Below are 24,193 nucleotides of genomic sequence, written 5' to 3' on the forward strand. Positions count from 1 at the left end.
GGGCCACGTCGAAGTTAGACAAGGTGTAGAAAGAACATGGGTATGCATCCCGTACAGGTGATCGCAGTGACCGGCGGCAAGGGCGGTGTCGGCAAGACCAACGTATCAGTCAATCTGTCCATGGCCCTGGCTGACCTTGGTCGTCGGGTGATGTTGATGGACGCTGACCTGGGCCTGGCCAATGTCGATGTATTGCTGGGCCTGACCCCCAAACGCACCCTGGCCGATGTGATTGCCGGTGAGTGCGACCTGCGCGACGTCCTCCTGCAGGGGCCGGGCGGCATCCGTATCGTGCCGGCTGCTTCTGGCACGCAGAGCATGGTCAGCCTCACGCCGATGCAGCATGCCGGGCTGATCCAGGCCTTCAGCGACATCAGCGAGAACCTCGACGTGCTGGTGATCGACACCGCCGCCGGCATCGGTGATGCCGTGGTCAGCTTCGTCCGTGCCGCGCAGGAAATTCTCGTGGTGGTCTGCGATGAGCCGACCTCGATCACTGATGCTTATGCGTTGATCAAGCTGCTCAATCGTGATCACGGCATCAGCCGCTTCCGTGTTCTGGCCAACATGGCGCACAGCCCGCAGGAAGGCCGCAATCTCTTTGCTAAGCTGACCAAGGTGACGGATCGCTTCCTCGATGTCGCCCTGCAGTATGTTGGCGCCGTGCCCTACGATGAGTGTGTGCGCAAGGCCGTGCAGAAGCAGCGCGCCGTCTATGAAGCCTTCCCTCGATCCAAGTGCGCTCTGGCGTTCAAGGCGATCGCTCAGAAGGTCGATACCTGGCCGTTGCCGGCCAATCCCCGTGGCCATCTGGAGTTTTTCGTCGAGCGTCTGGTGCAACAACCGACTGCAGACTCGGCCATATGACAGCAGCTTCTGGACTTCGCATGTACAACAAGGCTCAGGCGCAGGACTCCCAGCACCAGTTGATCGAGCGCTATGCACCGCTGGTCAAGCGCATTGCCTTCCACCTGCTGGCTCGTCTGCCGGCCAGCGTGCAGGTTGATGATCTTATCCAGGCCGGCATGATCGGCCTGCTCGAAGCCTCGCGCAAATACGACTCCGGCAAGGGTGCCAGTTTCGAGACCTTCGCCGGTATCCGTATTCGCGGCTCCATGCTCGACGAGGTGCGCAAGGGTGATTGGGCGCCGCGTTCGGTGCACCGCAACAGCCGTATGGTCAGCGATGCGATTCGTGTCGTTGAGGCAAGAACCGGGCGGGACGCTAAAGATCACGAGGTTGCGGCCGAACTCCAATTGAGTCTGGAAGATTACTACGGCATTCTTGGCGACACTTTGGGCAGCCGCCTGTTTAGTTTCGACGACCTGTTGCAGGACGGCGAGCATGGCGGGTTGCACGAAGACGCCGGACACACTCACCTCGAACCTTCGCGGAACCTCGAAGACGAACGCTTCCAGGCGGCCTTGGCCGATGCCATCGCCGGTTTGCCGGAGCGCGAACGTCTGGTGCTGGCGCTGTATTACGATGAAGAACTGAACTTGAAGGAAATCGGTGAAGTGCTGGGGGTTAGCGAGTCACGCGTGAGCCAGTTGCACAGCCAGTGCGCGGCGCGTTTGCGCTCGCGGCTGAGTGAATGGCGCGCTGGCTGAACGCGGCGTACTCGCAGGCGCAAAACGGTTTCACGATTAAAGGGCGTAGTTGCAAGCGCAATACGTTTGGGACTGTACGGAGGTCGACTTGGACAAGAACATGAAAATCCTCATCGTTGACGATTTCTCGACGATGCGACGGATCATCAAGAACCTCTTGCGGGACTTGGGTTTCACCAACACCGCGGAAGCCGATGACGGCACCTCGGCGCTGCCGATGCTGCAAAGCGGCAGTTTCGACTTTCTGGTGACCGACTGGAACATGCCCGGCATGACCGGCATCGACCTGCTGCGTGCGGTACGTGCCGACGATCGCCTCAAGCACCTGCCGGTGCTGATGGTGACTGCCGAAGCCAAGCGCGATCAGATCATCGAGGCGGCCCAGGCCGGTGTGAATGGCTACGTGGTCAAGCCCTTCACCGCTCAGGTGTTGAAGGAAAAGATCGAGAAGATCTTCGAGCGGGTCAACGGCTGATGTCAGCCGCGAGGGTGCTATGGAACATGATGACTCCACGCTGGGTGACCTCGAGTCGACCCTGAAAAGCAATGCCCGCGATCTGGTCGATAGCCTTGAGCAAGGTAATTTCGGCGCTGCGGTGCAACTGATCAACGAGCTGAACAAGGTCCGCGATCGCGGGCTGTATCACGAGGTCGGCAAACTGACCCGTGAACTGCACAACGCCATTGTCAATTTTCAGCTCGATCCGCGTATGCCGCATGCCCAGGAACTGTCGCAGATCGCCGACGCTACCGAACGCCTGAACTACGTCGTGACCATGACCGAAAAGGCTGCCAACCGGACCATGGATCTGGTGGAGCAGAGCGCGCCGCTGGTCAACGACCTGAGCGATGAAGCGCAAAGCCTGAGCGTCGAGTGGGGTCGTTTCATGCGCCGCGAAATCGGTGCCGATGGCTTTCGTGAGCTGGCCAAGCGTGTCGAGCTGTTCCTCGCCCGTAGCGAGCGAGATGGCGCCAAGCTCTCCGGTCATCTCAACGACATTCTGTTGGCGCAGGACTACCAGGACCTCACCGGCCAGGTGATCAAGCGTGTCACCCAACTGGTGACCGAAGTGGAAAGCAACCTGCTCAAGCTGATGCTCATGGCCAGCCAGGTCGACCGTTTTGCCGGCATTCAGCACAACCACGACGTGCTACGCGCCGAACAGGAAAAATTAAAAGAACCATCGCGGGGTGAAGGTCCGCAGATTCATGCCGATAAGCGTGATGACGTTGCCTCCAACCAAGACGATGTCGACGACCTGCTGTCCAGCCTAGGGTTCTAAGGAGCACACAATATGAGCTTCGGCGCCGATGAAGAGATCCTCCAGGATTTCCTGGTAGAGGCCGGCGAGATTCTCGAACAGTTGTCCGAACAGTTAGTCGAGCTGGAAAGCCGACCGGACGACATGAACCTGCTCAATGCCATCTTCCGCGGTTTTCATACCGTCAAGGGTGGAGCGGGTTTCCTCCAACTCAACGAGTTGGTGGAGTGCTGCCATATCGCCGAAAACGTCTTCGACATCCTGCGCAAGGGTGAGCGTCGCGTCGAGTCGGAGTTGATGGATGTGGTGCTCGAGGCTCTTGATGCTATCAATGGCATGTTCGGCGAGGTGCGTGAGCGCCGCGAGCCGACGCCCGCGTCGCCTGAACTTCTGGCGGCATTGGCACGCCTGGCCGAACCGGGCGGCGCCGAAGCGGCTCCTGCGCCGGTGCAGCAGGCCGAGCCGGAACCCGTGCCGGTGTCTCAGCCAGCTACGCCGTCCGCTGCCGCGGGCGACATCACCGACAGCGAATTCGAGCAACTGCTCGATGCCCTGGGTGACGCGCCGGCTGCCGCCCCGAGTGCACAGACCAGTGCCAGCGATGAGATCACCGATGACGAGTTCGAGTCGCTGCTCGATCAGTTGCACGGCAAAGGGCAGTTCGCCGGTACGGTCGAAACGCCTGCCGCTGCGGTAGTTGCTTCTGCGCCTGCTGGCGCAGCGGCAGGTGATGAGATCACCGATGACGAGTTCGAAGCGCTGCTCGATCAACTGCATGGCAAAGGCCAGTTCTCGGCCACCGCCGAAGCTGCTGCTCCGGTTGCAGCCGTTGCTGCAGCGCCCGCTCCGGCGGGTGATGAGATCACCGATGACGAGTTCGAGGCGCTGCTCGATCAATTGCACGGCAAGGGCAAATTCGTGCCGCCCGCTGAGCCGGCGCCAGCGCCTGCCGCCGCGGCCAAACCTGCAGCAGTGCCCAAGGCCGCCGCGCCTGCCAAGCCCGCAGCAGCCAAACCTGAGCCTGCTGCTGCTCGTGCTTCTGCCGCGCCCGCGCCGGCTGCTGACAAGGCGCCGGCCGCGAGCGAAGCGGAAACCACCGTACGGGTCGACACCGCGCGCCTCGACGAGATCATGAACATGGTCGGCGAACTGGTGCTGGTGCGTAACCGTCTGGTGCGCCTGGGGCTCAACAGCGGCGACGAGGCGATGTCCAAGGCAGTGTCGAACCTCGACGTGGTGACTGCGGATCTGCAGACCTCGGTGATGAAAACCCGCATGCAGCCGATCAAGAAGGTCTTCGGCCGCTTTCCGCGCCTGGTGCGCGATCTGGCGCGCAACCTGAAGAAGGAAATCAACCTCGAGTTGGTGGGCGAGGAAACCGACCTCGACAAGAACCTGGTCGAGGCCTTGGCTGACCCGCTGGTGCACTTGGTGCGCAACGCTGTCGACCACGGCGTTGAAACCCCGGAAGAACGCGAGAAGGCCGGCAAGGCTCGCGCAGGCCGCGTGGTGCTGTCCGCCGAGCAGGAAGGCGACCATATCCTGCTGTCGATCACCGACGACGGCAAAGGCATGGATGCTGACGTGCTACGTGCCAAGGCCGTCGAGAAAGGCCTGCTGGACAAGGACGCGGCCGATCGCCTCAACGAGTTCGAATGCTACAACCTGATCTTCGCCCCGGGCTTCTCGACCAAGACCGAGATCTCCGACGTGTCCGGCCGTGGTGTCGGCATGGACGTGGTGAAGACCAAGATTTCCCAGCTCAACGGCACGGTCAACGTGTTCTCGCAGAAGGGCCAGGGTTCGAAGATCGTCATCAAGGTGCCGCTGACCCTGGCGATCATGCCGACGCTGATGGTGATGCTGGAGAATCAGGCCTTCGCCTTCCCGCTGGTCAACGTCAACGAGATCTTCCATCTCGACCTGTCGCGTACCAACGTGGTCGACGGCCAGGAAGTGGTGATCGTGCGCGACAAGGCGCTGCCGCTGTTCTACCTCAAGCGCTGGCTGGTGCCGCAGGCATTCCAGGAGGGGCAGGGTGAAGGCCATGTGGTGATCGTCACCGTTGGCAGCCAACGCATCGGCTTTGTCGTCGATCAACTGGTCGGCCAGGAAGAAGTGGTAATCAAGCCGCTGGGCAAGATGCTGCAAGGCACGCCCGGGATGTCCGGCGCCACGATCACGGGCGACGGACGCATTGCATTGATTCTCGACGTACCGAGCATGCTCAAGCGCTACGCTCGACGGTTCTGATGTTTCGCGGCGTGGACCCGAGGTCCACGCCGTCTAGGAGTGTGTATGGTAGTCAAGGTCTTGGTGGTAGACGACTCCGGTTTCTTCCGTCGGCGCGTGTCGGAAATTCTGTCTGCTGACCCCAGTATTCAGGTCGTGGGCACGGCCACCAATGGGCGGGAAGCCATTGATCAGGCGTTGGCGCTCAAGCCCGACGTGATCACCATGGATTACGAGATGCCGATGATGGATGGCATCACTGCGGTTCGAAACATCATGCAGCGCTGTCCGACGCCGGTGCTGATGTTCTCCTCGCTGACTCATGAAGGCGCCCGCGTCACGCTCGATGCGCTGGATGCGGGGGCAGTGGATTTCCTGCCGAAGAACTTCGAAGACATCTCGCGCAACCCCGAAAAGGTCAAGCAGATGCTGTGCGAGAAGGTGCACAGCATCGCGCGCAGCAACCGCCGTTTCAGTGCGGCCGCGGTGGCTCCGGCGCCGACTGCGGCTAGTCCGAGCGCGGCGCCGACCAGTCGTCCTGCTGTCTCGACGCGACCTGCTGCACCGGCTCCTGTTGCTGCGCGTCCGGCGGCAGCGGCCGGTGGCGCAGCCCCTACGTCGTCAGCGCCCAAGCGCAAGGCCTACAAGCTGGTGGCCATCGGCACCTCGACCGGTGGCCCGGTGGCGCTGCAGCGCGTGCTGACCCAGCTTCCGGCCAATTTTCCGGCGCCGCTGGTTCTGATCCAGCACATGCCGGCGGCCTTCACCAAGGCTTTCGCCGAGCGCCTGGACAAGCTCTGCCGCATTCAGGTCAAGGAAGCTGAGGATGGCGATATCCTGCGCCCAGGCCTGGCGCTGCTGGCACCTGGTGGCAAGCAGATGATGGTCGATGCGCGTGGCGCGATAAAAATCCTGCCGGGTGACGAACGCCTCAACTACAAACCCTGTGTCGATATCACTTTCGGCTCTGCCGCCAAGTCTTACGGTGACAAGGTGCTGGCCGTGGTACTCACCGGTATGGGCGCCGATGGCCGTGAGGGTGCGCGCCTGCTCAAACAGGGCGGTAGCCAGGTGTGGGCGCAGGACGAGGCCAGTTGCGTGATCTATGGCATGCCCATGGCCGTGGTCAAAGCCAATCTGGCGGATGCGGTCTACGGCCTGGATGACATCGGCCGGCACCTGACCGAGGCCTGCCAGTGACGAACGCTAAGTCGGAAACATGCGCATGGATGTACTGAGCCTGATTGGCGTCATCCTGGCGTTCGTTGCCATTCTGGGCGGCAATTATCTCGAAGGCGGGCACGCTGGTGCCTTGCTCAACGGTCCGGCGGCGCTGATCGTCATCGGCGGCACGCTGGGCGCGGCTTTTCTGCAGGCGCCGGTGCAGGTGTTCAAGCGTGCCATGAGCATCATGCGCTGGATCTTTTTCCCGCCGCGTATCGATCTGGTCGGCGGTATCAATCGTGTGACCGGTTGGAGCATGGTGGCACGCAAGGAAGGCCTGCTCGGCCTGGAGGCAGTGGCCGATGCCGAGCCTGACCCCTATGCGCGCAAAGGTCTGCAGTTGCTGGTCGACGGCGCCGAGCCGGAATCCATTCGCAGCATTCTGGAGGTCGATCTCTATACCCAGGAGGCGCGCGATATCCAGGCCGCCAAGGTGTTCGAGAGCATGGGTGGTTATGCGCCAACCATCGGTATTATCGGTGCAGTGATGGGCCTGATTCACGTGATGGGCAACCTGGCTGATCCGAGCATTCTCGGCAGCGGCATTGCCGTGGCGTTCGTTGCCACCATCTACGGCGTCGGCTTCGCCAACCTGCTGCTGCTACCGATGGGCAACAAGCTCAAGTCCATTGCTCTGCGCCAGTCGCGTTACCGCGAGATGCTGCTGGAGGGCATCCTGTCCATCGCCGAGGGTGAGAACCCGCGCTCCATCGAACTGAAGCTGCAAGGCTTCATGGACTGATGGAGGTATGGCATGGCGCGCAGGCGGCATCATGAAGAGCACGAGAATCACGAGCGTTGGCTGGTCTCCTATGCCGACTTCATCACCTTGCTATTCGCCTTTTTTGTGGTGATGTACTCGATTTCCTCGATCAACGAAGGCAAGTACAAGATCCTCTCGGAGTCGCTGACGGGCGTGTTCAATCAGCCTGAACGCTCGATCAAGCCGATTCCGGTCGGTGAGGAACGGCCGCGCACCAGTGAGCCTGATAACACCTCGATGGACGACCCCAGCTCGGATTCGGCCCTGCAAAGCATCGCCTCCAGCGTGCGCGAGGTGTTTGGCGAGCTGATCAAGAGTGATCAGCTGACCATACGCGGCAACGAGATGTGGATCGAGATCGAGCTCAGCTCCAGTCTGTTGTTTCCCAGTGGTGATGCCATTCCAAACAATCAGGCGTTCGACATCATCGAGAAGCTCGCCAAGATTCTGGCGCCTTATCAGAACCCGATAAAGGTGGAAGGTTTCACCGACAACGTGCCAATTCAGACAGCGCAGTATCCGACCAACTGGGAGTTGTCTGCGGCGCGCGCGGCGAGCATCGTGCGTATGCTGGCCATGGATGGTGTCGACCCTTCACGTCTGGCTGCTGTCGGTTACGGCGAGTTCCAGCCGGTAGCGGACAATGCCACAGCCGAGGGCAGGGGGCGTAATCGCCGGGTCGTGCTGGTGATTTCGCGCAACCTCGACACGCGACGTGGCGCTGGCAGTGCCGCGACCCAGCAGTCAGAGGCTGGCACGCAACCTGCACCAGCGCCTACGTCGGGGGTTCCACAGTCGTGAGCCGTCAAATCCCAGTCGCCTGCTGCGTGCGTGCGATAGCCATTCTCGGCCTGAGCGCCTCTTGCCGGGAGGATGAGAGAAAATGAAAGTCTGGGCAGTAGCCAATCAGAAGGGTGGGGTCGGCAAGACCACCACCTCCATCGCCCTGGCAGGCCTGTTGGCCGATGCCGGCAAGCGTGTGGTCGTGGTCGATCTCGATCCGCATGGGTCGATGACCAGTTATTTCGGTCATGACCCCGATGCGCTGGAGCACAGTTGCTTCGATCTGTTCCTGCATCAGGGCAATGTGCCGCAAGGCCTGCCCAAGCAGCTGCTGCACAGCACCAGTCACGAGAATATCTCCCTGTTGCCGTCGAGCACCGCGCTGGCCACGCTCGAGCGCCAGTCACCGGGGCAGAGTGGCCTGGGTCTGGTAATCGCCAAGAGCCTGGCGCAGCTGTGGGAAGATTTCGATCATGCTGTCATCGACAGCCCGCCACTGCTCGGCGTACTGATGGTCAATGCCCTGGCAGCCAGCCAGCAACTGGTGATTCCGGTACAGACCGAGTTCCTCGCGGTGAAGGGCCTGGAGCGCATGATCACCACGCTGGCGATGATCAACCGTTCGCGCAAGCAGGCCTTGCCCTACACCATCGTGCCGACGCTGTTCGACCGTCGTACCCAGGCGTCCATGAGCACGCTGCGGGTGCTGCGCAATACCTATCCCGAGCACCTGTGGCCGGCCTATATTCCGGTCGATACGCGCTTGCGTGATGCCAGTCGGGCAGGGCGGACGCCTTCGCAGTTCGATGCGGGCAGCCGTGGCGTGATCGCCTATCGGGCACTGCTCAAGCATCTTCTGACTCATCACCCGGCGGCGCAGGTGGCTTGAAATGAGCGTCTGTGTTGAACTGCGACACTCAAGTCGGAGCATGCAGCGGCCGATAGGCTGTCAAGATCTTATTCCGGGTTCCAGTCATGAGCCGTAACCTCGCCACCGCCACGCGTTCCCAGTTGGCCCTGCAGTCCTACCTTGACGGGCTGCTACAGGAGGCCGCTGCCGAACTGGAGATGTCCGTCAGCCTCGACGAGTTCGAGGCCGCTGTGCTCGAGGAGCAGGTGCGCGATGCGCGGCTGGTTGAGCCGGTTGTGCCCGCTAGCGTGGTTGAACCGCTGGTACAGATGGACGTCGCACCGGTTGAATTACTCGCGCCGATACAAGCTCCGCTCATCGACGAGGCGCCGCCGGCGCTTGCTCCCGCTGCCGAGCTGGCGCCACAGCCGGCTGCGCTGTTGGCCGATGGTCGCCCTGCCTGGGCCGAGGAGCCGTTCGAATGCCTGCTGTTCGACGTTGCCGGGTTGACCCTGGCCGTGCCATTGATCTGCTTGGGGTCGATTTACCCACTGGAAGGTCAGGAGCTGACACCGCTGTTCGGGCAGCCGGATTGGTTCCTCGGTATCCTGCCGAGCCAGGCCGGTAACCTGAAGGTGCTGGACACTGCGCGCTGGGTGATGCCGGAGCGTTACCGAGATGACTTCCGCGAAGGCCTGCAGTACGTGATTTCGGTGCAGGGCTACGAGTGGGGGCTGGCCGTGCATCAGGTCAGCCGTTCGATTCGCCTGGACCCGAGCGAGGTCAAGTGGCGCAGTCAGCGTACCCAGCGGCCCTGGCTGGCCGGCACGGTGATCGAGCACATGTGCGCGCTGCTCGACGTCGCGGCACTGGCCGAGCTGATCGCCAGCGGCGGGGCGAAACGCCTGAATGGCGGCAAACTGCATTGAGAATTGGTGAGCCAGTGCCAACGGGCTCTTATAGTTGATGACAAGCGGGTCGACCCGCGCATGCCGCACTGAGCGGTTTTTGATGAGGCTAGGGACATGAAGAAAAGTTCTGCACAGGGTGCCGAAGATCCGATTCTGCAGTGGGTGACCTTTCGCCTGGATAACGAGACCTACGGCATTAACGTGATGCAGGTGCAGGAAGTCCTGCGTTACACCGAGATCGCCCCGGTACCGGGTGCTCCGAGCTATGTGCTGGGCATCATCAACCTGCGTGGCAACGTGGTTACCGTAATCGATACCCGCCAGCGTTTCGGCCTGGGTTCGGCGCCGGTCACCGACAACACCCGTATCGTCATCATCGAAGCGGACAAGCAAGTGGTCGGCATCCTGGTCGATAGCGTGGCCGAAGTGGTCTACCTGCGTCAGTCCGAGATCGAGACTGCACCGAACGTCGGTAACGACGAGTCGGCCAAGTTCATCCAGGGCGTGTGCAACAAGAACGGCGAGCTGCTGATCCTGGTCGAACTGGACAAGATGATGTCCGAGGAAGAGTGGTCGGAGCTGGAGAGCATCTGAGCCATGTCCGAGTTCGCCATGCTTGCCGCGGCCCTGGCCTTCGTGGCGCTGCTATGCGTGGCATTGGGCATCGTCTGCAAAGGCCTGTACCGCAACCAGCAGCGCCTGCTGGTTGAGCAGGCCAAGCGTGACGCCGTGCGCGATGCGCGGATCAGGGAGCTGAGCAAGCGTCTCGACGCCTACCTGACCGGCAGCATTCGCATGGGCGAAGAGCTGCATGAGCTGCGCCGAGTAGTGGCGCCGCTGCCGGACAAGGTCAGCCAGATCGAACAGCGTGACCCCAGCAGCCTGTCGTTCACCCAGGCTGCTCGCCTGGTGGGCATGGGCGCCAGCGTCGATGACCTGACCCAGTCCTGTGGCCTGAGCAAGGCCGAGGCCGAGCTGATCAGCCGCCTGCACCAGCCCAAAAAACCGTAGGAGCGGCTTCAGTCGCGAAGCTTTGAACCGCTTGGCAACAGCTAACGCAGACATAGCCAAGCTTTTTCTTGCCCTGCATGTGTTCCGTCGCGAAATCAGCGAGTCGGCCCGCTCAAGCGGGGTAGCGTCGGCGTCACGTCGCGCTCGCCGTCCTGCCCCTGCTCGAAACCTTCCGGTGTCTTGCCCTGCAAGTACCAGGCGAAGGCGATGATCTCGGCAATGCAGCGATACAGCGCTTGCGGAATGGCGTCGCCCAGTTCCAGGCGCGCCAGCAGACGCACCAACTCGGCATTTTCGTAAATGGGCACTTCGTATTCGCGAGCGATGGCGAGGATGGCTTCGGCCAGTTCGTCATCACCCTTGGCGCTGAGTATTGGCGCGGTTTGCCCGTCATAGTTGAGGGCGATGGCCTGACGCGCTTCGGACTGCGACTTGCGGCTCATGCGGTTTCGTCCACCCAGCGTTGTTCCAGCGAGGTCTTCGGCCCTTGCGGCGGCATGCCCTGGCTGCAGGCCAGTTCGCCGACTTCCAGGCCCGCGGCTTGCAGGCGCTCACGCAGGTTGCCCAGTTCGGCGTTGATCAGCGATGCGGTATCGGCGCGTTCGGCCCATAACTGGCTGGAGAGGCTGCCGCGTAGCAACTGAGCCCGAACCTGCAGTGGGCCAAGGTGGTCGAGATCGAAGGCCAGTTCCACGCGCCAGAGTGTTTCCTTCTGTTCCGCTTTTTCCGCCTTGGCGCTGTCTTCGCGCTGCAGTTTGACCTGCAGCGGAATCACCTCCTGCTGATGGCGCATGGGCAGCTCCAGCTGCCAGGTGGTCAGCAGGTTGCCGTTGGCGTCGACCTGGGTTTGCGCGAGGCTCGACAGTTGGTGGGTCTGCAGCCGTGAGACGGCCGCTGCGGCGAGCTTCAGCAGGGTTTCCAGGTCGGCTTCGCCATCCATGTTCTGCAGCAAGCGTGAGGGCAGGGGAAAGGTCAGCGCCTGTTGGCGTGCCGACCCGGCAGCGCCTGCGCCGAGCAGTTGCCGGGCCAGGTTGGGCAGGTTCTGGCCGAGGGCGTTCTGCAGGCCGGCAAGGGGACCGGAAACCCCTGGCAGTTGCGGCATCAGCTGGGCGATCAGACGCAGTAGGTTGGCCTTCAGGTCCTGCGGCAGTGTACCGGTCTGGCCCTGCAGCAGTTTGGCTTCGAGCAGCACACCGCTGCCTTCGAGTGCCTGGGCCAGGCCCTTGGCGGTACTCAGCTGGGTGCTGTCGGGGAGGGCGCCAAGTAGTTTGTCGATACTGCCGCGCAGGGCTTCATCGCCGCCGCTCAGCTTCTGCAGGCCCTTGAACAGACCCTCCAGCGATGCCTGGCGATTCTGCTGGGCGGCCAGTTGCTGGCCCAGTACCAATTGATCGAGGCGGCCACTGAGCGGCAGGAAGGCGAGGCTCTGGCTGCCCTGCACCTGCGCGCTGAGCAGGCTGCCGAGCGGCAGCGCCTGCGGACTGTCGAGCGCCAGCTGGCTGCCGGCGAGCGGGGTATTGAGCAGGTTCACCACCAGGCGATAGATTGTCTGCGCATTCTGTGTCGGCAGCGGGGCGCTGCTGACGACCTTGCCCTGCACCAGCGTGCCGGGTGGTAGTTGTTGCAGGTCAAGGCTGGTCAGCGGCTTGTCACCGCCAGCCTGCAAGGCCAGCGCCAGGCGAGTCTCGGACAGTGCTGTGACCACCAGTGCGCTGCCCTGGGCCAGTGGCCTGGGGCTTTCGGCTTGCAGAGTCGCCTGCTTGCCACCGGCGAGGGTCAGTTTGAGCAGCAGTTGGAAGCTTTGCGCCTGCTCACGAATCGCCACGACTTCGGCCTTGGCGCTTTCGCCGGCCGCCAGCATGCCTTCCAGCGGCTGCAACAGACGCACGGCCATGTCTGCGGCAGTCGCAGTGTTGCGAATCACCGGCACGGCAGGGGGAAGCGGGCGTGGGCTGCTGATTTCGCTCATGGGCTCTCACGTATCTGATGGTGTACTGCTTCGCGAGTACAGCCTAAGGCCGATTTGCCTGCGACAGATTAACACCCTGTCGAAAATGCTGACTGCGGGGACAGTGACGCGACATGTATAATGCCGTCCCGTTGCGCAGCGCACTTCCGGCACGCGTCAGTATAGCGGCCGGAGCACCGTCGACTTTAACCCTGCCAGGTATCGATGACCCGTCCCGTTCCCCTTCTCGAAGCCGTGGCGCTCAGCTGTGAGCGGGACTGGCGCATGCTCTTCGAGCAGTTGCACTTCGCTCTGCAGCCAGGCGACATGTTGCAGATCAGCGGCCCCAACGGCAGCGGCAAGACCAGCCTGTTACGGCTGATCGCTGGCCTGCGTCAGCCGACCTCCGGCGACATCCTTTTGCAGGGCCAGGCCCTGGCCGAGCAGCGCAGTGAACTGGCGCGCAACCTGTTGTGGATTGGCCATGCCGCCGGCATCAAGGGCCTGCTGACTGCCGAAGAGAACCTGGCCTGGCTCTGCGCGCTGCATCGCCCGGCCAATCGCGAGGCGATCTGGCAGGCGCTGGAAGCGGTCGGCCTGCGCGGTTTCGAAGATGTTCCCTGCCATACCCTGTCGGCCGGCCAACAGCGCCGTGTCGCGCTGGCACGCCTTTATCTGCTCGACACGCCGCCGCTATGGGTGCTCGATGAGCCTTTCACTGCGCTGGACAAGAGTGGCGTGGCGCAACTCGAAGCGCACCTGGCCGGCCATTGCGAGCGTGGTGGCGTCGTGGTGCTGACTACTCACCACAGCCTGCAATGCACACTGGCGACCTATCGCAATCTGGATCTGGGGCAGTACGCCGCATGAGCAACGTTTTCACTCAACTGCTGTCGCGCGAAATGCGCCTGCTTGCTCGTCGTCCGTCCGACCTGGCCAACCCCCTGGTATTCTTCGCCATCGTGATTGCGCTGTTCCCGCTGGCGGTGGGGCCAGAGACGCAATTGTTGCAAACCCTTTCTCCGGGTCTGGTCTGGGTCGCAGCCCTTTTGGCCGTGCTGCTCTCGCTGGACGGGCTTTTCCGCAGTGATTTCGAGGATGGCTCGCTGGAACAGTGGGTCCTTTCGTCGCACCCCCTGCCTCTTCTGGTGTTGGCCAAGGTGCTGGCACACTGGCTTTTCAGTGGTCTGGCGCTGGTTTTGCTGGCGCCTGTGCTGGCGCTGATGCTTGGTCTGCCTGGGCGTTGCCTGCCGGTACTGCTGATTTCCCTGCTACTCGGCACCCCGGTGCTGAGCCTGCTCGGCGCGGTGGGCGCGGCGCTCACCGTTGGTCTTAAGCGCGGCGGCCTGCTGCTGGCGCTGCTGATCCTGCCGCTGTACATCCCGGTGCTGATTCTTGGCAGCGGGGCGCTGCAGGCGGCCTTGCAAGGACTGCCGGCTAGCGGTCACCTGTTGTGGCTGGCCAGCCTCACCGCCCTGGCGGTGACCCTGACACCTTTTGCGATTGCCGCCGGTCTGACCATCAGTGTCGGCGAATAAGAACGAACCGTGATGTAGCCCGGATGCAATCCGGGAGCTCTCGACAGCCTCCCCGGATTGCATCCGGGCTACGTGTAGATGATGAGTCGACTGAATGAACTGGACGTGGTTTCACAAGTGGGGTTCGCCCAAGTGGTTCTATGAGATGAGCGGCCGCTGGCTGCCTTGGCTCAGTATCGCTGCTGTGTTGCTGATCGCCGCTGGCCTGATCTGGGGCCTGGCGTTCGCGCCGCCGGACTACCAGCAGGGCAATAGCTTTCGCATCATCTACATTCATGTTCCGGCGGCTTTCCTGGCGCAGTCGATCTACGTGACCCTGGCGATCGCCGGCTTGGTCGGGCTGGTGTGGAAGATGAAGCTGGCCGATGTCGCCCTGCAGCAGGCTGCCCCCATCGGCGCCTGGATGACCGCCATCGCATTGCTCACGGGGGCCATCTGGGGCAAACCGACCTGGGGCACCTACTGGGTATGGGACGCGCGCCTGACCTCGATGCTGATCCTCCTGTTCCTGTATTTCGGCGTCATCGCCCTGGGCAATGCGATCAGCAACCGCGACAGCGCTGCCAAGGCCTGTGCCGTGCTCGCGATCGTCGGTGTGGTCAACATTCCGATCATCAAGTACTCGGTGGAATGGTGGAACTCACTGCACCAGACCGCCACCTTCAAGATCACCGAAAAACCGGCCATGCCGATGGAGATGTGGCTGCCGCTGCTGCTGGCGGTGCTGGGGTTCTACTGCTTCTTCGGCGCCGTGCTGCTCTATCGCATGCGTCTTGAAGTGCTCAAGCGTGAAGCGCGCAGCAGTTGGGTGAAAGCCGAAGTGCAGACATTGGTGGAGGGCAAGGCATGAGTTTCGCGTCGTTCTCCGAGTTTCTCGCCATGGGCACTCATGGTGTATTCGTCTGGAGTGCCTACGGCGTCAGCCTGGCGATCCTGGCGTTGAATGTGGTGCTGCCAATCCTGGCGCGCCGCCGTTACCTGCAAGACGAGGCGCGTCGTTTGCGCCGGGAGAAATCGAAGTGAATCCGGTTCGCAAGAAACGCCTGTACATCGTTCTGGCCATCCTCTGTGGCGTCAGCATCGCCGTGGCGCTGGCGCTGACCGCGCTGCAGGAGAACATCAACCTGTTCTACACCCCGAGTCAGATCGCCAATGGCGAAGCCCCGGAGGGTACGCGCATTCGTGCCGGTGGCCTGGTCGAAGAGGGCTCGGTGAAGCGCTCCCCCGATACCCTGGAAGTCGACTTCGTCGTCACCGACGGCGCCCACGGCGTGACCATTCGCTACAGCGGCATCCTGCCGGATCTGTTCCGTGAGGGGCAGGGCATCGTCGCTCTGGGCCGGGTCAATGCTGAGGGCGTGTTGGTGGCCGACGAGGTACTGGCCAAGCACGACGAGAACTACATGCCGCCTGAAGTCATGCAGGCCCTGGAAAAGAGCGGAATGATGCAGAAGCACAATGAGGCCCAAGCCGCCAAACAGGGCTATCAGCAGGAGAGCGCACAATGATCCCCGAGCTCGGCCATCTGGCGATGATTCTGGCGCTGTGCCTGTGCCTGGTACAGGCGACGCTGCCGCTGATCGGTGCCTGGCGCGGTGACCACCAATGGATGAGCCTGGCGCAGCCGGCTGCCTGGGGTCAGTTCGCCTTTCTGTTGTTTTCCTTCATCTGCCTGACCTACGCCTTCATGGTCGACGATTTCTCCGTCGCCTACGTGGCCAACAACTCCAATACGGCACTGCCCTGGTACTACAAGTTCAGCGCGGTATGGGGCGCGCACGAAGGCTCTCTGCTGCTGTGGGCGCTGATTATGGCTGGCTGGACCTTCGCCGTGGCGATCTTCTCGCGCCACCTGCCGGAGGAGATGCTGGCCCGCGTACTGGCAGTGATGGGCATGATCAGCATTGGTTTTCTGCTGTTCCTGATCGTCACCTCCAACCCCTTCGAACGTCTGCTGCCGAACTCGCCGGCTGATGGCCGCGACCTCAATCCCTTGTTGCAGGACTTCGGCCTGATCGTCCATCCGCCGATGCTGTATATGGGCTACGTCGGTTTCTCGGTGGCCTTTGCCTTCGCCATCGCCGCATTGCTCGGCGGCAAGCTCGATGCGGCCTGGGCGCGCTGGTCGCGGCCCTGGACTACCGTTGCCTGGGCTTTCCTTGGTATCGGTATCGCTCTGGGTTCCTGGTGGGCTTACTACGAGCTCGGCTGGGGCGGCTGGTGGTTCTGGGATCCGGTAGAGAACGCCTCCTTCATGCCCTGGCTGGTGGGTACTGCGCTGATTCACTCGCTGGCAGTCACCGAGAAGCGTGGCGTGTTCAAGAGCTGGACGGTGTTGCTGGCCATCGCCACCTTCTCCCTCAGCCTGCTCGGCACCTTCCTGGTTCGCTCGGGCGTGCTCACCTCCGTGCATGCTTTTGCCACCGACCCGGAACGCGGCGTGTTCATTCTCGCCTTCCTGCTGGTGGTGGTGGGCGGTTCGCTGGCGTTGTTCGCCGTGCGCGCGCCGGTGGTCAAGAGCCAGGTCGGCTTTGGCTTGTGGTCGCGTGAGGCGCTGCTGTTGGTCAACAACATCGTGCTGGTGGTGTCGGCCGCGATGATTCTGCTCGGCACCCTCTACCCGCTGGTGCTCGATGCGCTGACCGGCGCCAAGCTGTCGGTCGGCCCGCCTTACTTCAACGCGCTGTTCCTGCCGCTGATGGCACTGCTGATGGCGGTGATCAGTGTCGGCGTGCTGGTGCGCTGGAAGGATACCCCGCTGAAATGGTTGGGCAGCATGCTGGCACCGGTGCTGGTGGCCAGCGTGGTGCTGGCGGTAGTCGCCACTTTCCTGCATGGCGATTTCCACTGGGCCGTTCTGGCCGTCTGCCTGCTGGCCTTCTGGGTGATCCTGGCTGGCGTGCGCGACATCCTCGACAAGACCCGGCACAAGGGCCTGCTAAAAGGCCTGCCGAGCCTGGGCCGCAGCTACTGGGGCATGCAGATGGCGCACTTCGGTTTCGCCGTATGCGCCCTGGGTGTGGTGCTCACCAGCCTTGGCAGCTACGAGCGCGATCTGCGTATGGCGCCGGGTGACTCGGTGGAATTGGGCGGCTATCGCTTCCAGTTTGAGGGCGCGGTGCATCATGAAGGCCCCAACTTCATTTCCGACAAGGGCACGGTGCGTGTGTTCGACGGCGAGCGGCAGATCAGCGTGCTGCACCCGGAGAAGCGCCTGTACACCGTGCAGCAGGCGACCATGACCGAGGCGGGCATCGATGCCGGCTTCACTCGCGACCTGTTCGTCGCCCTCGGCGAGCCGCTGGAGCAGGGCGCCTGGGCCGTACGCATTCACATCAAACCGTTCGTCCGCTGGATCTGGCTGGGCGCGCTGCTGATGGGCTTCGGCGGCTTCCTCGCTGCAGCCGACAAGCGCTACCGCATCAAGGTCAGAACCCGCGTGCGCGAAGCCCTGGGCATGCAGGAGGCCAGCGCATGAGACGCCTGCTTCTGCTGTTGCCGCTGCTGGCCTTTCTGGCGATTGCCGTATTCCTCTATCGCGGCCTGTTCCTCGACCCGTCCGAGTTGCCCTCGGCGCTGATCGGCAAGCCGTTTCCGGCTTTCAGCCTGCCGGCGCTGGACGATCCCGAGCGCACCCTCAGCGAGGCCGACATCAAGGGTAGGCCGGCGCTGGTCAATGTCTGGGCCACCTGGTGCCCGGCTTGCCGACACGAGCATCCGGTGCTGAACAAGCTGGCCGAGGCCGGCGTGGTGATCCATGGGGTCAACTACAAGGATCAGCGCGAGCCGGCGCAGCAATGGCTGCGCGATCTGCACAATCCCTATCAGCTCAATATCGAGGATGCCAAGGGCAGCCTGGGATTGGATCTGGGGGTGTACGGCGCGCCGGAAACCTTCTTCGTCGATGCCAAGGGCATCATCCGCCACAAGTTCGTCGGCACCATCGACGAGCGTGTCTGGCGTGAGAAGCTGGCGCCGATCTACCAGCAATTGGTTGACGAGGCCCAGCCATGAAGCGTCTGTTGATTTCTGCCGGTTTGGCGCTGGGGCTGTTGGCCAGCGCGCAGGCCGCCATCGATACCTTTGAGTTCGCCAACGACGCCGAGCGTCAGCGCTACCGCAGCCTGATCGAAGAACTGCGTTGCCCGAAGTGCCAGAACCAGAACATCGCCGACTCCGATGCGCCGATCGCCACGGACCTGCGCAACGAGATCTTCCGCATGCTCGAAGAGGGCAAGAGCAACGAGGAAATCATCGATTTCCTGGTCTCGCGCTATGGCGACTTCGTGCTCTACAAGCCGCCGCTGACCAGTCGCACGCTGCTGCTCTGGTACGGCCCGGCCGGCATGTTGGTAATCGGCTTCGGTGTGCTGGGGGTGATTCTCCTGCGCCGTCGCAGCCAGAACAAAGACCGCTCTGCTGCTGGCCTCTCCGTCGATGAGCAGGCGCGCCTCGCCGCATTGCTCGAGCAAAACTCTCAGGACAACAAAGACCGATGATCGATTTCTGGTTGCCCGCCGGGCTGCTGTTGCTGACTGCCCTGGCTTTTCTGTTGATTCCGGTACTGCGTATTCGCAAGCTGCAGGCCGAAGAAGACCGTACCGCACTCAACGTCACCCTCTATCAGGAGCGCCTGCAGGAGCTGGAAAACCAACTCCAGGCTGGCGTGCTCGATGAAGCGCAGATGGAGGCCGGTCGTGCCGAGGCGGCGCGCGAGCTGCTGGATGATACCGAAGGCGTGCAGCGCCGCAGCAGCGTGCTCGGCGGCAAGATTCCGCTGGTGTCGGCGCTGCTGGTGCCGGTGCTGGGGGTTGCCCTTTATCTGCACTGGGGCGCTGTCGATGAGGTCGTACAGACTCGCCAACTGGCCGCTGCGCAGCCGCAAAGCATCGAGGAGATGACTGCGCGCCTGGAGCAGACCGTGCAGCAACAGCCGGAGTCTGCCGAGGCCTGGTACTTCCTCGGTCGTACCTATATGGCGCAGGAGCGTGCCGGCGATGCCGCCAAGGCCTTCGAGCGTGCCGTTGAGATCGCCGGGCGTGCCCCGGAACTGCTCGGCCAATGGGCGCAGGCGCTGTATTTTGCCGAAGGCAAACAGTGGAGCGAGCGACTGCAGGCGCTTACCGACGAAGCGCTGCAGGCTGATCCGGAAGAGGTCACCAGCCTCGGTCTGCTGGGTATCGCTGCCTACGAAAGCCAGCGCTATGCCGATGCCGTGCGCTACTGGGAGCGTCTGGTCGCCGTGTTGCCGGAGCAGGATCCGTCCCGTGCGGCCATCGCCGGTGGTATCGAACGTGCCCGCCAGCAGATGGCTGAGGGCGAGCAGCCCAGCGCTGCAGCCGAGCCGGACGCCAAGGTTCAGGCGCTGCAGGTCAGCGTATCGCTGGCGCCCGACGTGCAGCAGAACGTGCAGCCGGACGATGCCGTGTTCATCTTTGCCCGTGCCCTCAGTGGCCCGCCGGTGCCGTTGGCGGTCAAGCGCCTGAAGGTTTCCGACCTGCCGGCGCAAGTCAGCCTGTCGGATGTGGATGCGATGATGCCACAGCTGAAAATCTCCCAATTCGATCAGGTGCAACTGGTGGCGCGTATATCGCGCGCCGGCAATGCCACTCAGGGTGAGTGGATCGGCCAGAGCGGTTCTGTAGCCAACTCGGCCACTGACGTACAGACGCTACTGATCGACAGCCGTGACGGGCAGCCATAGTGAAGCGTTTGGTGCTGGCCTGCGTACTCGGGCTTGGCCTGAGCGGCTGCGTATTGCAGCAACCGAGTACACCGGTTGGCCAGTTGCCGCCGGTGCAGCAGCCGTCGCACCCGCGCTATGCGCCGCCGCCTGGGGTAAAGAGCCACTGGAATCCGGGTTTGGGCGTCTATGTGGTCGAAGGCGCACGTGATCTGTACTACCGCGAGCGTATCTTCTACCGCTGGGACGGCGGCTGGAGCTGGTCGTCGCAAGCCGGCGGGCCGTGGAAGGATACCGACAGCTCCGGCATTCCACCGGGGTTGTTTCGTCAGTATCAGAATCGCTGATCGGCCGTCACACGCGGGGCGACGGTTGTAAACCTCCGTATCGATCAGGTGAGTTTCAACCCAGGCTTATACCCCAGCCTCCATATATGAAAACGGCGCCCGAAGGCGCCGTTTTTGTTGGTGCGATTCAGGCTCAATGCGCCCAGATCAAGCCCACCAGCAGGTAGCTGATCACTGTCACCAGCACCACGCCGAACAGGTTGAGGGCGAAGCCCGCTCTGATCATCGACTGTATCTTCATATGCCCGGTGCCGAACACGATGGCATTGGGCGGCGTTGCCACCGGCATCATGAAGGCGCAACTGGCAGCGATGGCGGCAGGAATCGCCAGCAGCTCGGGCGGCATGCCCTGCGACACGGCCAGCGCACCCAGCAGCGGCAGGAAGGCCGCGGCGGTCGCTGTGTTGGAAGTGATCTCGGTGAGGAAGATGATCACCAACACCACCACGCCGACCATCGCGATCACTGGCAGGGCGCCCAGTGCGCCGAGGCTCTGTGCGATCCACTCGGCCAGGCCGGTGCTGCGGATTACACCGGCCAGCGACAGGCCGCCGCCGAACAGCAGCAAAACGCCCCAGGGCAGCTTGCTGGCACTTTCCCAGTTCATCAGGAACACGCGCTGTTTGGCATCCACCGGGATGATGAACAGCGCCAGTGCCGCTGCGATGGCAATGCTGGTGTCGTTGACGCCCGAGATCCAGTCGGCGATCAGCGGCTGGAATATCCAGGCCAGTGCCGTGACCACGAACACCAGCGCCACCAGCTTCTCGCCACGGCTCAGCGGGCCGAGTTCGGCCAGCTCGCTGCGGATCAGCTGCGTGCTGTCGTGCCCGGCCAGGTTGAAGCCACCTCGCGTCAGCCACCACCAGGTAAAGGCCAGCATCATCACCGCCACCGGTACGCCCAGCAGCATCCACTGGCCAAAGCCGATCTGTACGTCGTAGTTGTCGGCGAGGAAGGCAGCCAGCAAGGCGTTCGGCGGTGTACCGATCAGCGTTGCGATACCGCCGATGCTGGCGGCGTAGGCGATGGCCAGCAGCAGGGCGGTGGCGAAACGCTCACGATCGGCTTCGTCGGTGCTCTTCTCGCTGGTGAGCATGCCGATTACCGAAAGGCCGATGGGCAGCATCATGATGGTGGTGGCGGTGTTGCTCACCCACATGCTGAGGAAGGCCGTGGCCATCATGAAACCGGCGATTTGCCTGCTGGGCTTGCTGCCCATGGCCAGCAGTGTCATCAGCGCGATGCGCTTGTGCAGGTTCCAGCGCTCCATGGCCAGGCCCAAAACGAAACCACCGAGGAACAGGTAGATGGTCGGGTTGGCGTAGGGCGCGGTGGCTGCATTGAGACTGTCGATGCCCAGCGCCGGGATCAACAGGATCGGCAGCAACGAAGTGGCCGGGATCGGAATGGCTTCGGTCGACCACCAGGTGGCCATCAGCAGGGCCAGGCCGATGGTAGCCCAGGCTGTGCTGGAGAGGCCGGCTGGCGGCTCGGTGACCAGGCAGACGAGCAGTAGCAAGGGGCCCAGGATCAGGCCAATCCAGGCGGCCTTGGCAGGTGCCGTGGATTCATTGGTGGTAACGGCCATGGCGCGCTTCCTTCAGCTAAAAAAGGCGGGCTTTATAGCCCATAGGGCGACTTTATGACCACGCGGTGGTTGATCGGTTTTGCTTCAGTCTGTTTCAGGCCTGCTTGGCGCCGCCGATGACGGCTCGGCCTGTCTGCTGAACAGTGGTCCACCGCAGCGACTACAGAACGCCGCGCTGTATTCGTGGCGGTTCTTCCGGCAATGCGGGCAGTCGTGCTCCATCAGCCCGTCCTGGCGCATGGCGTTGGCCAGTTCGGCGGTGAAAATGCCGGTGGGCACGGCGATGATCGAGTAGCCGGTGATCATCACCAGCGTGGCGAGCATCTGGCCTACGGGTGTTTGCGGGGTGATGTCACCGAAACCCACAGTGGTCAGCGTCACCACTGCCCAGTAGATACCGGTGGGAATGCTGGTGAAGCCATTGGCTGGGCCTTCGATGACGTACATCAGCGCGCCATACACGGTGACCAGGGTCGAGACGCACACCAGAAACACCACGATCTTCTGCTTGCTGCCGCGCAGCGCTACCAGCAGGAAGTTGGCCTGGGTCAGGTACTGGCGCAGCTTGAGCACACGGAAGATACGGATCATGCGGATGACGCGGACGATCATCAGGTACTGCGCATCGGCGAACATCAACGCCAGGATCGCAGGCAGCACTGCGAGCAGATCCACCAGGCCGAAGAAACTGAAGGCATAGCGCATCGGCTTGGGCGAGCTGTACAGGCGCAAGCCGTACTCGATGGCGAACAGCGCGGTGAAAAACCACTCCAGCGCGCCGAACACATCGGCGTACTGGTTGTGGAAGTGCTCGATGCTGTCGAGCATCACCACTATCAAGCTGGCGAGGATGGTCACCAGCAGCCAGTTGTCGAAGCGCTGCGCTGCGGGCGTGCTGGTTTCGAAGATGATGATGTAGATGCGTTGACGCCAGCTCTGCCGGTTCTCCATGGCCAAGGTCCAAATTACGCGAAAGGGCACAGCCTAGGCAGGAAGGCAGAGTGAGGGCAAGGCCGTGGTTGTGCTTGCTGCTCTGTTCTCAATCCCCTTCCAGCGAAGACTCCTCCCGCGGATCACCGAGCACGAAGGTTTCACCGGTGACCGCTGTAATCCGTGCGGTGCCCAGATTGAGTAGCTGCCACTGCCATTCACCGTAACGGGTGCTCAAGGTGCCATGGGCCTGGCAGGGGCTGTGGAGGTACCAGTCGTGCTCCTGGCGGTGGGTGATGAGGAGGGCGTGACGCAGGAAATCGGCGACCATTGCTTCTCTGACCTTGAAGCTCTGGCAGTTGTCTTGCTCCGGGCCGAGTCCATCTGCGATCACCACGATATCGCTGACCGGGCCGATCAGGCTCGGGTTTGACTCTGCGCAGGTCGTAGCGGTTGCCAGTAGCAAGCTGAGGCCGAGAATTCGTCTGTCCATGTTCCGCGCGCTCCCTTTGCGGTCGGTTGCGCGATTCTAGAATGTCGGGGTGCTGTCCTTGACTGCCTTTTGCCAACTTTGTGCACCGGCCCTGATCAGCCAGCAGGCGAGGATGAAAGGCATGGTCAGTGCCGGTAGTCCGAGGGCGCTGAAGCCGGGTTGCAGCAGCAGGGCGAGCAGGATGCCGAGGGCCGGTACCAGTGGGCTACGGTGTACCTGGGCCATGGCGATGGCGGCGAGGGTGGCGTTATAGCCATAGAGACCGGCGAGGGCACCATCGCTGGGCCAACCATGGAAAATCGCCAGGGCGAAGCCGCTGCTAGAACCCAGCAGCGCCCACAGCGCCATGCGGCCATCGGCCAGGCGCAAGCCGAGCAGCAGGCACAGGCCGGCCAGTGGCGAGTCGAGGAAGATGACCTGGCCCAGGCCGCGCAGCACGGCGAGCATCAGTTGCAGGAAGTTCAGTTCCGGTGCGCTGGGCGCGCTGGTGGGGGTTGCAAGTGGCATCTGCAACTGGGTGACCAGAGCCAGCAACAGCCAACCCAGCAGCACGAAGGGAAAGGTGAAGGCGGGCAGCCAGCTATGCTGGCGCATGCGCCGCATCCAGGGTGCCAGCAGCAGGCTGGACAGGGCGGAGCTGGCGATGATCAGCCCGGGCAGCAGCGGTGTCCATGGCAGTTTCAGGCTGAGCAGTAGACCGAGCAGGATGCCGTTGTAGCCGTACAGACCAATGGCGATGTCCGCTTCCGGGTAGCCGCGGCGCTGCGCCACCCACGTCGAGGTCAGGCCGCCGAGCAGGGCACCGGGTAGCAGCTCGGGTGCGCCGATAAGGATGGCAATCAGTACCAGCAGGCCGCAGCCGGGGTGCTGTTGCAGGAATATCTGGGCGAAGCCGCTGAGCAGGGCGCGCAGGCTGAGCAGGGCAGGGTGTGAGGTTGGTAGTGGAGGCATGATGTATGCGCCAAGAGAGCCCTCTCCCCCAGCCCCTTTCCCGCACGCGGGAGAGGGGAGCCGTCC

Annotated in this window: 28 protein-coding genes; 22 read left to right on the forward strand and 6 right to left on the reverse strand. The window is 62.7% G+C overall.

What is annotated here, in order from left to right; translation table 11 throughout:
- The first annotated feature begins 36 nt into the window (after nucleotides 1–36).
- From fleN to BLS08_RS10665, 12 genes are all read left to right on the forward strand, one after another.
- Entirely contained in the window at nucleotides 37–867 is an 831-nt protein-coding gene (gene fleN, locus BLS08_RS10610) for a flagellar synthesis regulator FleN (protein WP_003460771.1), read from the forward strand.
- Nucleotides 864–1,610: an RNA polymerase sigma factor FliA gene (gene fliA, locus BLS08_RS10615; protein WP_055986394.1), complete on the forward strand. Its 747-nt coding sequence runs from the start codon at nucleotides 864–866 to the stop codon at nucleotides 1,608–1,610. The genes fleN and fliA overlap by 4 nt, the downstream gene beginning before the upstream one ends.
- A 100-nt stretch (nucleotides 1,611–1,710) precedes the next feature.
- Entirely contained in the window at nucleotides 1,711–2,085 is a 375-nt protein-coding gene (locus BLS08_RS10620) for a chemotaxis response regulator CheY (RefSeq protein WP_169886842.1), read from the forward strand.
- A gap of 19 nt (nucleotides 2,086–2,104) precedes the next feature.
- The gene (locus BLS08_RS10625; protein ID WP_003460774.1) at nucleotides 2,105–2,893 is read left to right on the forward strand and encodes a protein phosphatase CheZ; all 789 of its coding nucleotides are present in this window, start codon (nucleotides 2,105–2,107) and stop codon (nucleotides 2,891–2,893) included.
- Nucleotides 2,894–2,905: 12 nt separating this feature from the next.
- Nucleotides 2,906–5,125, forward strand: coding sequence for a chemotaxis protein CheA (locus BLS08_RS10630; RefSeq protein WP_055986390.1), 2,220 nt, complete (start codon nucleotides 2,906–2,908; stop codon nucleotides 5,123–5,125).
- 45 nt (nucleotides 5,126–5,170) lie between these two features.
- Nucleotides 5,171–6,304 (forward strand): protein-glutamate methylesterase/protein-glutamine glutaminase, encoded by a 1,134-nt coding sequence (locus tag BLS08_RS10635; protein ID WP_055986388.1) that lies wholly within the window; start codon nucleotides 5,171–5,173, stop codon nucleotides 6,302–6,304.
- 25 nt (nucleotides 6,305–6,329) lie between these two features.
- Nucleotides 6,330–7,070 (forward strand): flagellar motor protein, encoded by a 741-nt coding sequence (locus BLS08_RS10640; RefSeq protein ID WP_055986384.1) that lies wholly within the window; start codon nucleotides 6,330–6,332, stop codon nucleotides 7,068–7,070.
- Nucleotides 7,071–7,082: 12 nt separating this feature from the next.
- On the forward strand, nucleotides 7,083–7,892 hold the full coding sequence (motD, locus tag BLS08_RS10645) for a flagellar motor protein MotD (protein WP_003460778.1): 810 nt from the start codon (nucleotides 7,083–7,085) through the stop codon (nucleotides 7,890–7,892).
- Nucleotides 7,893–7,974: 82 nt separating this feature from the next.
- Nucleotides 7,975–8,763 carry a ParA family protein gene (locus BLS08_RS10650; RefSeq protein WP_003460780.1) on the forward strand — a complete coding sequence of 263 codons (789 nt, stop codon included), beginning with the start codon at nucleotides 7,975–7,977 and terminating at the stop codon, nucleotides 8,761–8,763.
- An 86-nt stretch (nucleotides 8,764–8,849) separates the two neighbouring features.
- Nucleotides 8,850–9,653 carry a CheW domain-containing protein gene (locus BLS08_RS10655; protein WP_055986381.1) on the forward strand — a complete coding sequence of 268 codons (804 nt, stop codon included), beginning with the start codon at nucleotides 8,850–8,852 and terminating at the stop codon, nucleotides 9,651–9,653.
- 96 nt (nucleotides 9,654–9,749) lie between these two features.
- Nucleotides 9,750–10,229 carry a chemotaxis protein CheW gene (locus BLS08_RS10660; RefSeq protein ID WP_003243242.1) on the forward strand — a complete coding sequence of 160 codons (480 nt, stop codon included), beginning with the start codon at nucleotides 9,750–9,752 and terminating at the stop codon, nucleotides 10,227–10,229.
- Between the two features lie 3 nt (nucleotides 10,230–10,232).
- Entirely contained in the window at nucleotides 10,233–10,646 is a 414-nt protein-coding gene (locus BLS08_RS10665; RefSeq protein ID WP_055986378.1) for a DUF2802 domain-containing protein, read from the forward strand.
- 95 nt (nucleotides 10,647–10,741) lie between these two features.
- Here BLS08_RS10665 and BLS08_RS10670 read toward each other — a convergent pair whose 3' ends face one another.
- Both BLS08_RS10670 and fliK read right to left on the reverse strand, forming a co-directional pair.
- Nucleotides 10,742–11,089, reverse strand: coding sequence for an EscU/YscU/HrcU family type III secretion system export apparatus switch protein (locus tag BLS08_RS10670; protein WP_055986375.1), 348 nt, complete (start codon nucleotides 11,087–11,089; stop codon nucleotides 10,742–10,744).
- The gene (fliK, locus tag BLS08_RS10675; RefSeq protein ID WP_055986372.1) at nucleotides 11,086–12,615 is read right to left on the reverse strand and encodes a flagellar hook-length control protein FliK; all 1,530 of its coding nucleotides are present in this window, start codon (nucleotides 12,613–12,615) and stop codon (nucleotides 11,086–11,088) included. The genes BLS08_RS10670 and fliK overlap by 4 nt, the downstream gene beginning before the upstream one ends.
- 204 nt (nucleotides 12,616–12,819) lie before the next feature.
- Here fliK and ccmA point away from each other — a divergent pair, with 204 nt between their 5' ends.
- The 10 genes from ccmA to BLS08_RS10725 all read left to right on the forward strand — a co-directional run bounded on the left by ccmA (nucleotide 12,820) and on the right by BLS08_RS10725 (nucleotide 20,162).
- The gene (gene ccmA / locus BLS08_RS10680) at nucleotides 12,820–13,464 is read left to right on the forward strand and encodes a cytochrome c biogenesis heme-transporting ATPase CcmA (RefSeq protein WP_055986369.1); all 645 of its coding nucleotides are present in this window, start codon (nucleotides 12,820–12,822) and stop codon (nucleotides 13,462–13,464) included.
- Complete coding sequence (ccmB, locus tag BLS08_RS10685; protein WP_003460796.1) at nucleotides 13,461–14,132, forward strand: heme exporter protein CcmB; 672 nt, start codon at nucleotides 13,461–13,463, stop codon at nucleotides 14,130–14,132. Before ccmA ends, ccmB begins: the two co-directional genes overlap by 4 nt.
- 94 nt (nucleotides 14,133–14,226) lie before the next feature.
- Nucleotides 14,227–14,982 (forward strand): heme ABC transporter permease, encoded by a 756-nt coding sequence (locus tag BLS08_RS10690; protein WP_021489620.1) that lies wholly within the window; start codon nucleotides 14,227–14,229, stop codon nucleotides 14,980–14,982.
- Nucleotides 14,979–15,155: a heme exporter protein CcmD gene (gene ccmD / locus BLS08_RS10695; protein WP_003460798.1), complete on the forward strand. Its 177-nt coding sequence runs from the start codon at nucleotides 14,979–14,981 to the stop codon at nucleotides 15,153–15,155. Before BLS08_RS10690 ends, ccmD begins: the two co-directional genes overlap by 4 nt.
- On the forward strand, nucleotides 15,152–15,640 hold the full coding sequence (gene ccmE / locus BLS08_RS10700; RefSeq protein ID WP_055986366.1) for a cytochrome c maturation protein CcmE: 489 nt from the start codon (nucleotides 15,152–15,154) through the stop codon (nucleotides 15,638–15,640). The genes ccmD and ccmE overlap by 4 nt, the downstream gene beginning before the upstream one ends.
- Complete coding sequence (locus BLS08_RS10705) at nucleotides 15,637–17,610, forward strand: heme lyase CcmF/NrfE family subunit (protein WP_055986363.1); 1,974 nt, start codon at nucleotides 15,637–15,639, stop codon at nucleotides 17,608–17,610. Before ccmE ends, BLS08_RS10705 begins: the two co-directional genes overlap by 4 nt.
- Entirely contained in the window at nucleotides 17,607–18,146 is a 540-nt protein-coding gene (locus BLS08_RS10710; protein WP_055986360.1) for a DsbE family thiol:disulfide interchange protein, read from the forward strand. Before BLS08_RS10705 ends, BLS08_RS10710 begins: the two co-directional genes overlap by 4 nt.
- A complete protein-coding gene (locus BLS08_RS10715; RefSeq protein WP_055986357.1) occupies nucleotides 18,143–18,631 on the forward strand; it encodes a cytochrome c-type biogenesis protein in 489 nt (162 codons plus the stop codon). The genes BLS08_RS10710 and BLS08_RS10715 overlap by 4 nt, the downstream gene beginning before the upstream one ends.
- Entirely contained in the window at nucleotides 18,628–19,836 is a 1,209-nt protein-coding gene (gene ccmI / locus BLS08_RS10720) for a c-type cytochrome biogenesis protein CcmI (RefSeq protein ID WP_055986354.1), read from the forward strand. Before BLS08_RS10715 ends, ccmI begins: the two co-directional genes overlap by 4 nt.
- Nucleotides 19,836–20,162 (forward strand): hypothetical protein, encoded by a 327-nt coding sequence (locus BLS08_RS10725; RefSeq protein ID WP_055986351.1) that lies wholly within the window; start codon nucleotides 19,836–19,838, stop codon nucleotides 20,160–20,162. Before ccmI ends, BLS08_RS10725 begins: the two co-directional genes overlap by 1 nt.
- 133 nt (nucleotides 20,163–20,295) lie before the next feature.
- Here BLS08_RS10725 and BLS08_RS10730 read toward each other — a convergent pair whose 3' ends face one another.
- From BLS08_RS10730 to BLS08_RS10745, 4 genes are all read right to left on the reverse strand, one after another.
- Nucleotides 20,296–21,753: an SLC13 family permease gene (locus BLS08_RS10730; protein ID WP_055986348.1), complete on the reverse strand. Its 1,458-nt coding sequence runs from the start codon at nucleotides 21,751–21,753 to the stop codon at nucleotides 20,296–20,298.
- A gap of 84 nt (nucleotides 21,754–21,837) precedes the next feature.
- Entirely contained in the window at nucleotides 21,838–22,704 is an 867-nt protein-coding gene (locus BLS08_RS10735) for an ion transporter (RefSeq protein WP_055986346.1), read from the reverse strand.
- An 88-nt stretch (nucleotides 22,705–22,792) separates the two neighbouring features.
- The gene (locus BLS08_RS10740; protein ID WP_055986343.1) at nucleotides 22,793–23,176 is read right to left on the reverse strand and encodes a hypothetical protein; all 384 of its coding nucleotides are present in this window, start codon (nucleotides 23,174–23,176) and stop codon (nucleotides 22,793–22,795) included.
- 36 nt (nucleotides 23,177–23,212) lie between these two features.
- Complete coding sequence (locus BLS08_RS10745; RefSeq protein WP_055986341.1) at nucleotides 23,213–24,127, reverse strand: urea transporter; 915 nt, start codon at nucleotides 24,125–24,127, stop codon at nucleotides 23,213–23,215.
- Nucleotides 24,128–24,193: the final 66 nt, after the last annotated feature.

Source organism: Ectopseudomonas chengduensis (assembly GCF_900102635.1).
In the GTDB taxonomy this organism is placed as follows: Bacteria; Pseudomonadota; Gammaproteobacteria; order Pseudomonadales; family Pseudomonadaceae; genus Aquipseudomonas; species Aquipseudomonas chengduensis.

Coding starts and splice junctions, on each gene's coding strand:
- fleN (WP_003460771.1), top strand. CDS start 37: ATGGGTATGCATCCCGTACAGGTGATCGCAGTGACCGGCGGCAAGGGC.
- fliA (WP_055986394.1), top strand. CDS start 864: ATGACAGCAGCTTCTGGACTTCGCATGTACAACAAGGCTCAGGCGCAG.
- BLS08_RS10620 (WP_169886842.1), top strand. CDS start 1,711: ATGAAAATCCTCATCGTTGACGATTTCTCGACGATGCGACGGATCATC.
- BLS08_RS10625 (WP_003460774.1), top strand. CDS start 2,105: ATGGAACATGATGACTCCACGCTGGGTGACCTCGAGTCGACCCTGAAA.
- BLS08_RS10630 (WP_055986390.1), top strand. CDS start 2,906: ATGAGCTTCGGCGCCGATGAAGAGATCCTCCAGGATTTCCTGGTAGAG.
- BLS08_RS10635 (WP_055986388.1), top strand. CDS start 5,171: ATGGTAGTCAAGGTCTTGGTGGTAGACGACTCCGGTTTCTTCCGTCGG.
- BLS08_RS10640 (WP_055986384.1), top strand. CDS start 6,330: ATGGATGTACTGAGCCTGATTGGCGTCATCCTGGCGTTCGTTGCCATT.
- motD (WP_003460778.1), top strand. CDS start 7,083: ATGGCGCGCAGGCGGCATCATGAAGAGCACGAGAATCACGAGCGTTGG.
- BLS08_RS10650 (WP_003460780.1), top strand. CDS start 7,975: ATGAAAGTCTGGGCAGTAGCCAATCAGAAGGGTGGGGTCGGCAAGACC.
- BLS08_RS10655 (WP_055986381.1), top strand. CDS start 8,850: ATGAGCCGTAACCTCGCCACCGCCACGCGTTCCCAGTTGGCCCTGCAG.
- BLS08_RS10660 (WP_003243242.1), top strand. CDS start 9,750: ATGAAGAAAAGTTCTGCACAGGGTGCCGAAGATCCGATTCTGCAGTGG.
- BLS08_RS10665 (WP_055986378.1), top strand. CDS start 10,233: ATGTCCGAGTTCGCCATGCTTGCCGCGGCCCTGGCCTTCGTGGCGCTG.
- BLS08_RS10670 (WP_055986375.1), bottom strand. CDS start 11,089: ATGAGCCGCAAGTCGCAGTCCGAAGCGCGTCAGGCCATCGCCCTCAAC.
- fliK (WP_055986372.1), bottom strand. CDS start 12,615: ATGAGCGAAATCAGCAGCCCACGCCCGCTTCCCCCTGCCGTGCCGGTG.
- ccmA (WP_055986369.1), top strand. CDS start 12,820: ATGACCCGTCCCGTTCCCCTTCTCGAAGCCGTGGCGCTCAGCTGTGAG.
- ccmB (WP_003460796.1), top strand. CDS start 13,461: ATGAGCAACGTTTTCACTCAACTGCTGTCGCGCGAAATGCGCCTGCTT.
- BLS08_RS10690 (WP_021489620.1), top strand. CDS start 14,227: ATGAACTGGACGTGGTTTCACAAGTGGGGTTCGCCCAAGTGGTTCTAT.
- ccmD (WP_003460798.1), top strand. CDS start 14,979: ATGAGTTTCGCGTCGTTCTCCGAGTTTCTCGCCATGGGCACTCATGGT.
- BLS08_RS10705 (WP_055986363.1), top strand. CDS start 15,637: ATGATCCCCGAGCTCGGCCATCTGGCGATGATTCTGGCGCTGTGCCTG.
- BLS08_RS10710 (WP_055986360.1), top strand. CDS start 17,607: ATGAGACGCCTGCTTCTGCTGTTGCCGCTGCTGGCCTTTCTGGCGATT.
- BLS08_RS10715 (WP_055986357.1), top strand. CDS start 18,143: ATGAAGCGTCTGTTGATTTCTGCCGGTTTGGCGCTGGGGCTGTTGGCC.
- ccmI (WP_055986354.1), top strand. CDS start 18,628: ATGATCGATTTCTGGTTGCCCGCCGGGCTGCTGTTGCTGACTGCCCTG.
- BLS08_RS10730 (WP_055986348.1), bottom strand. CDS start 21,753: ATGGCCGTTACCACCAATGAATCCACGGCACCTGCCAAGGCCGCCTGG.
- BLS08_RS10735 (WP_055986346.1), bottom strand. CDS start 22,704: ATGGAGAACCGGCAGAGCTGGCGTCAACGCATCTACATCATCATCTTC.
- BLS08_RS10740 (WP_055986343.1), bottom strand. CDS start 23,176: ATGGACAGACGAATTCTCGGCCTCAGCTTGCTACTGGCAACCGCTACG.
- BLS08_RS10745 (WP_055986341.1), bottom strand. CDS start 24,127: ATGCCTCCACTACCAACCTCACACCCTGCCCTGCTCAGCCTGCGCGCC.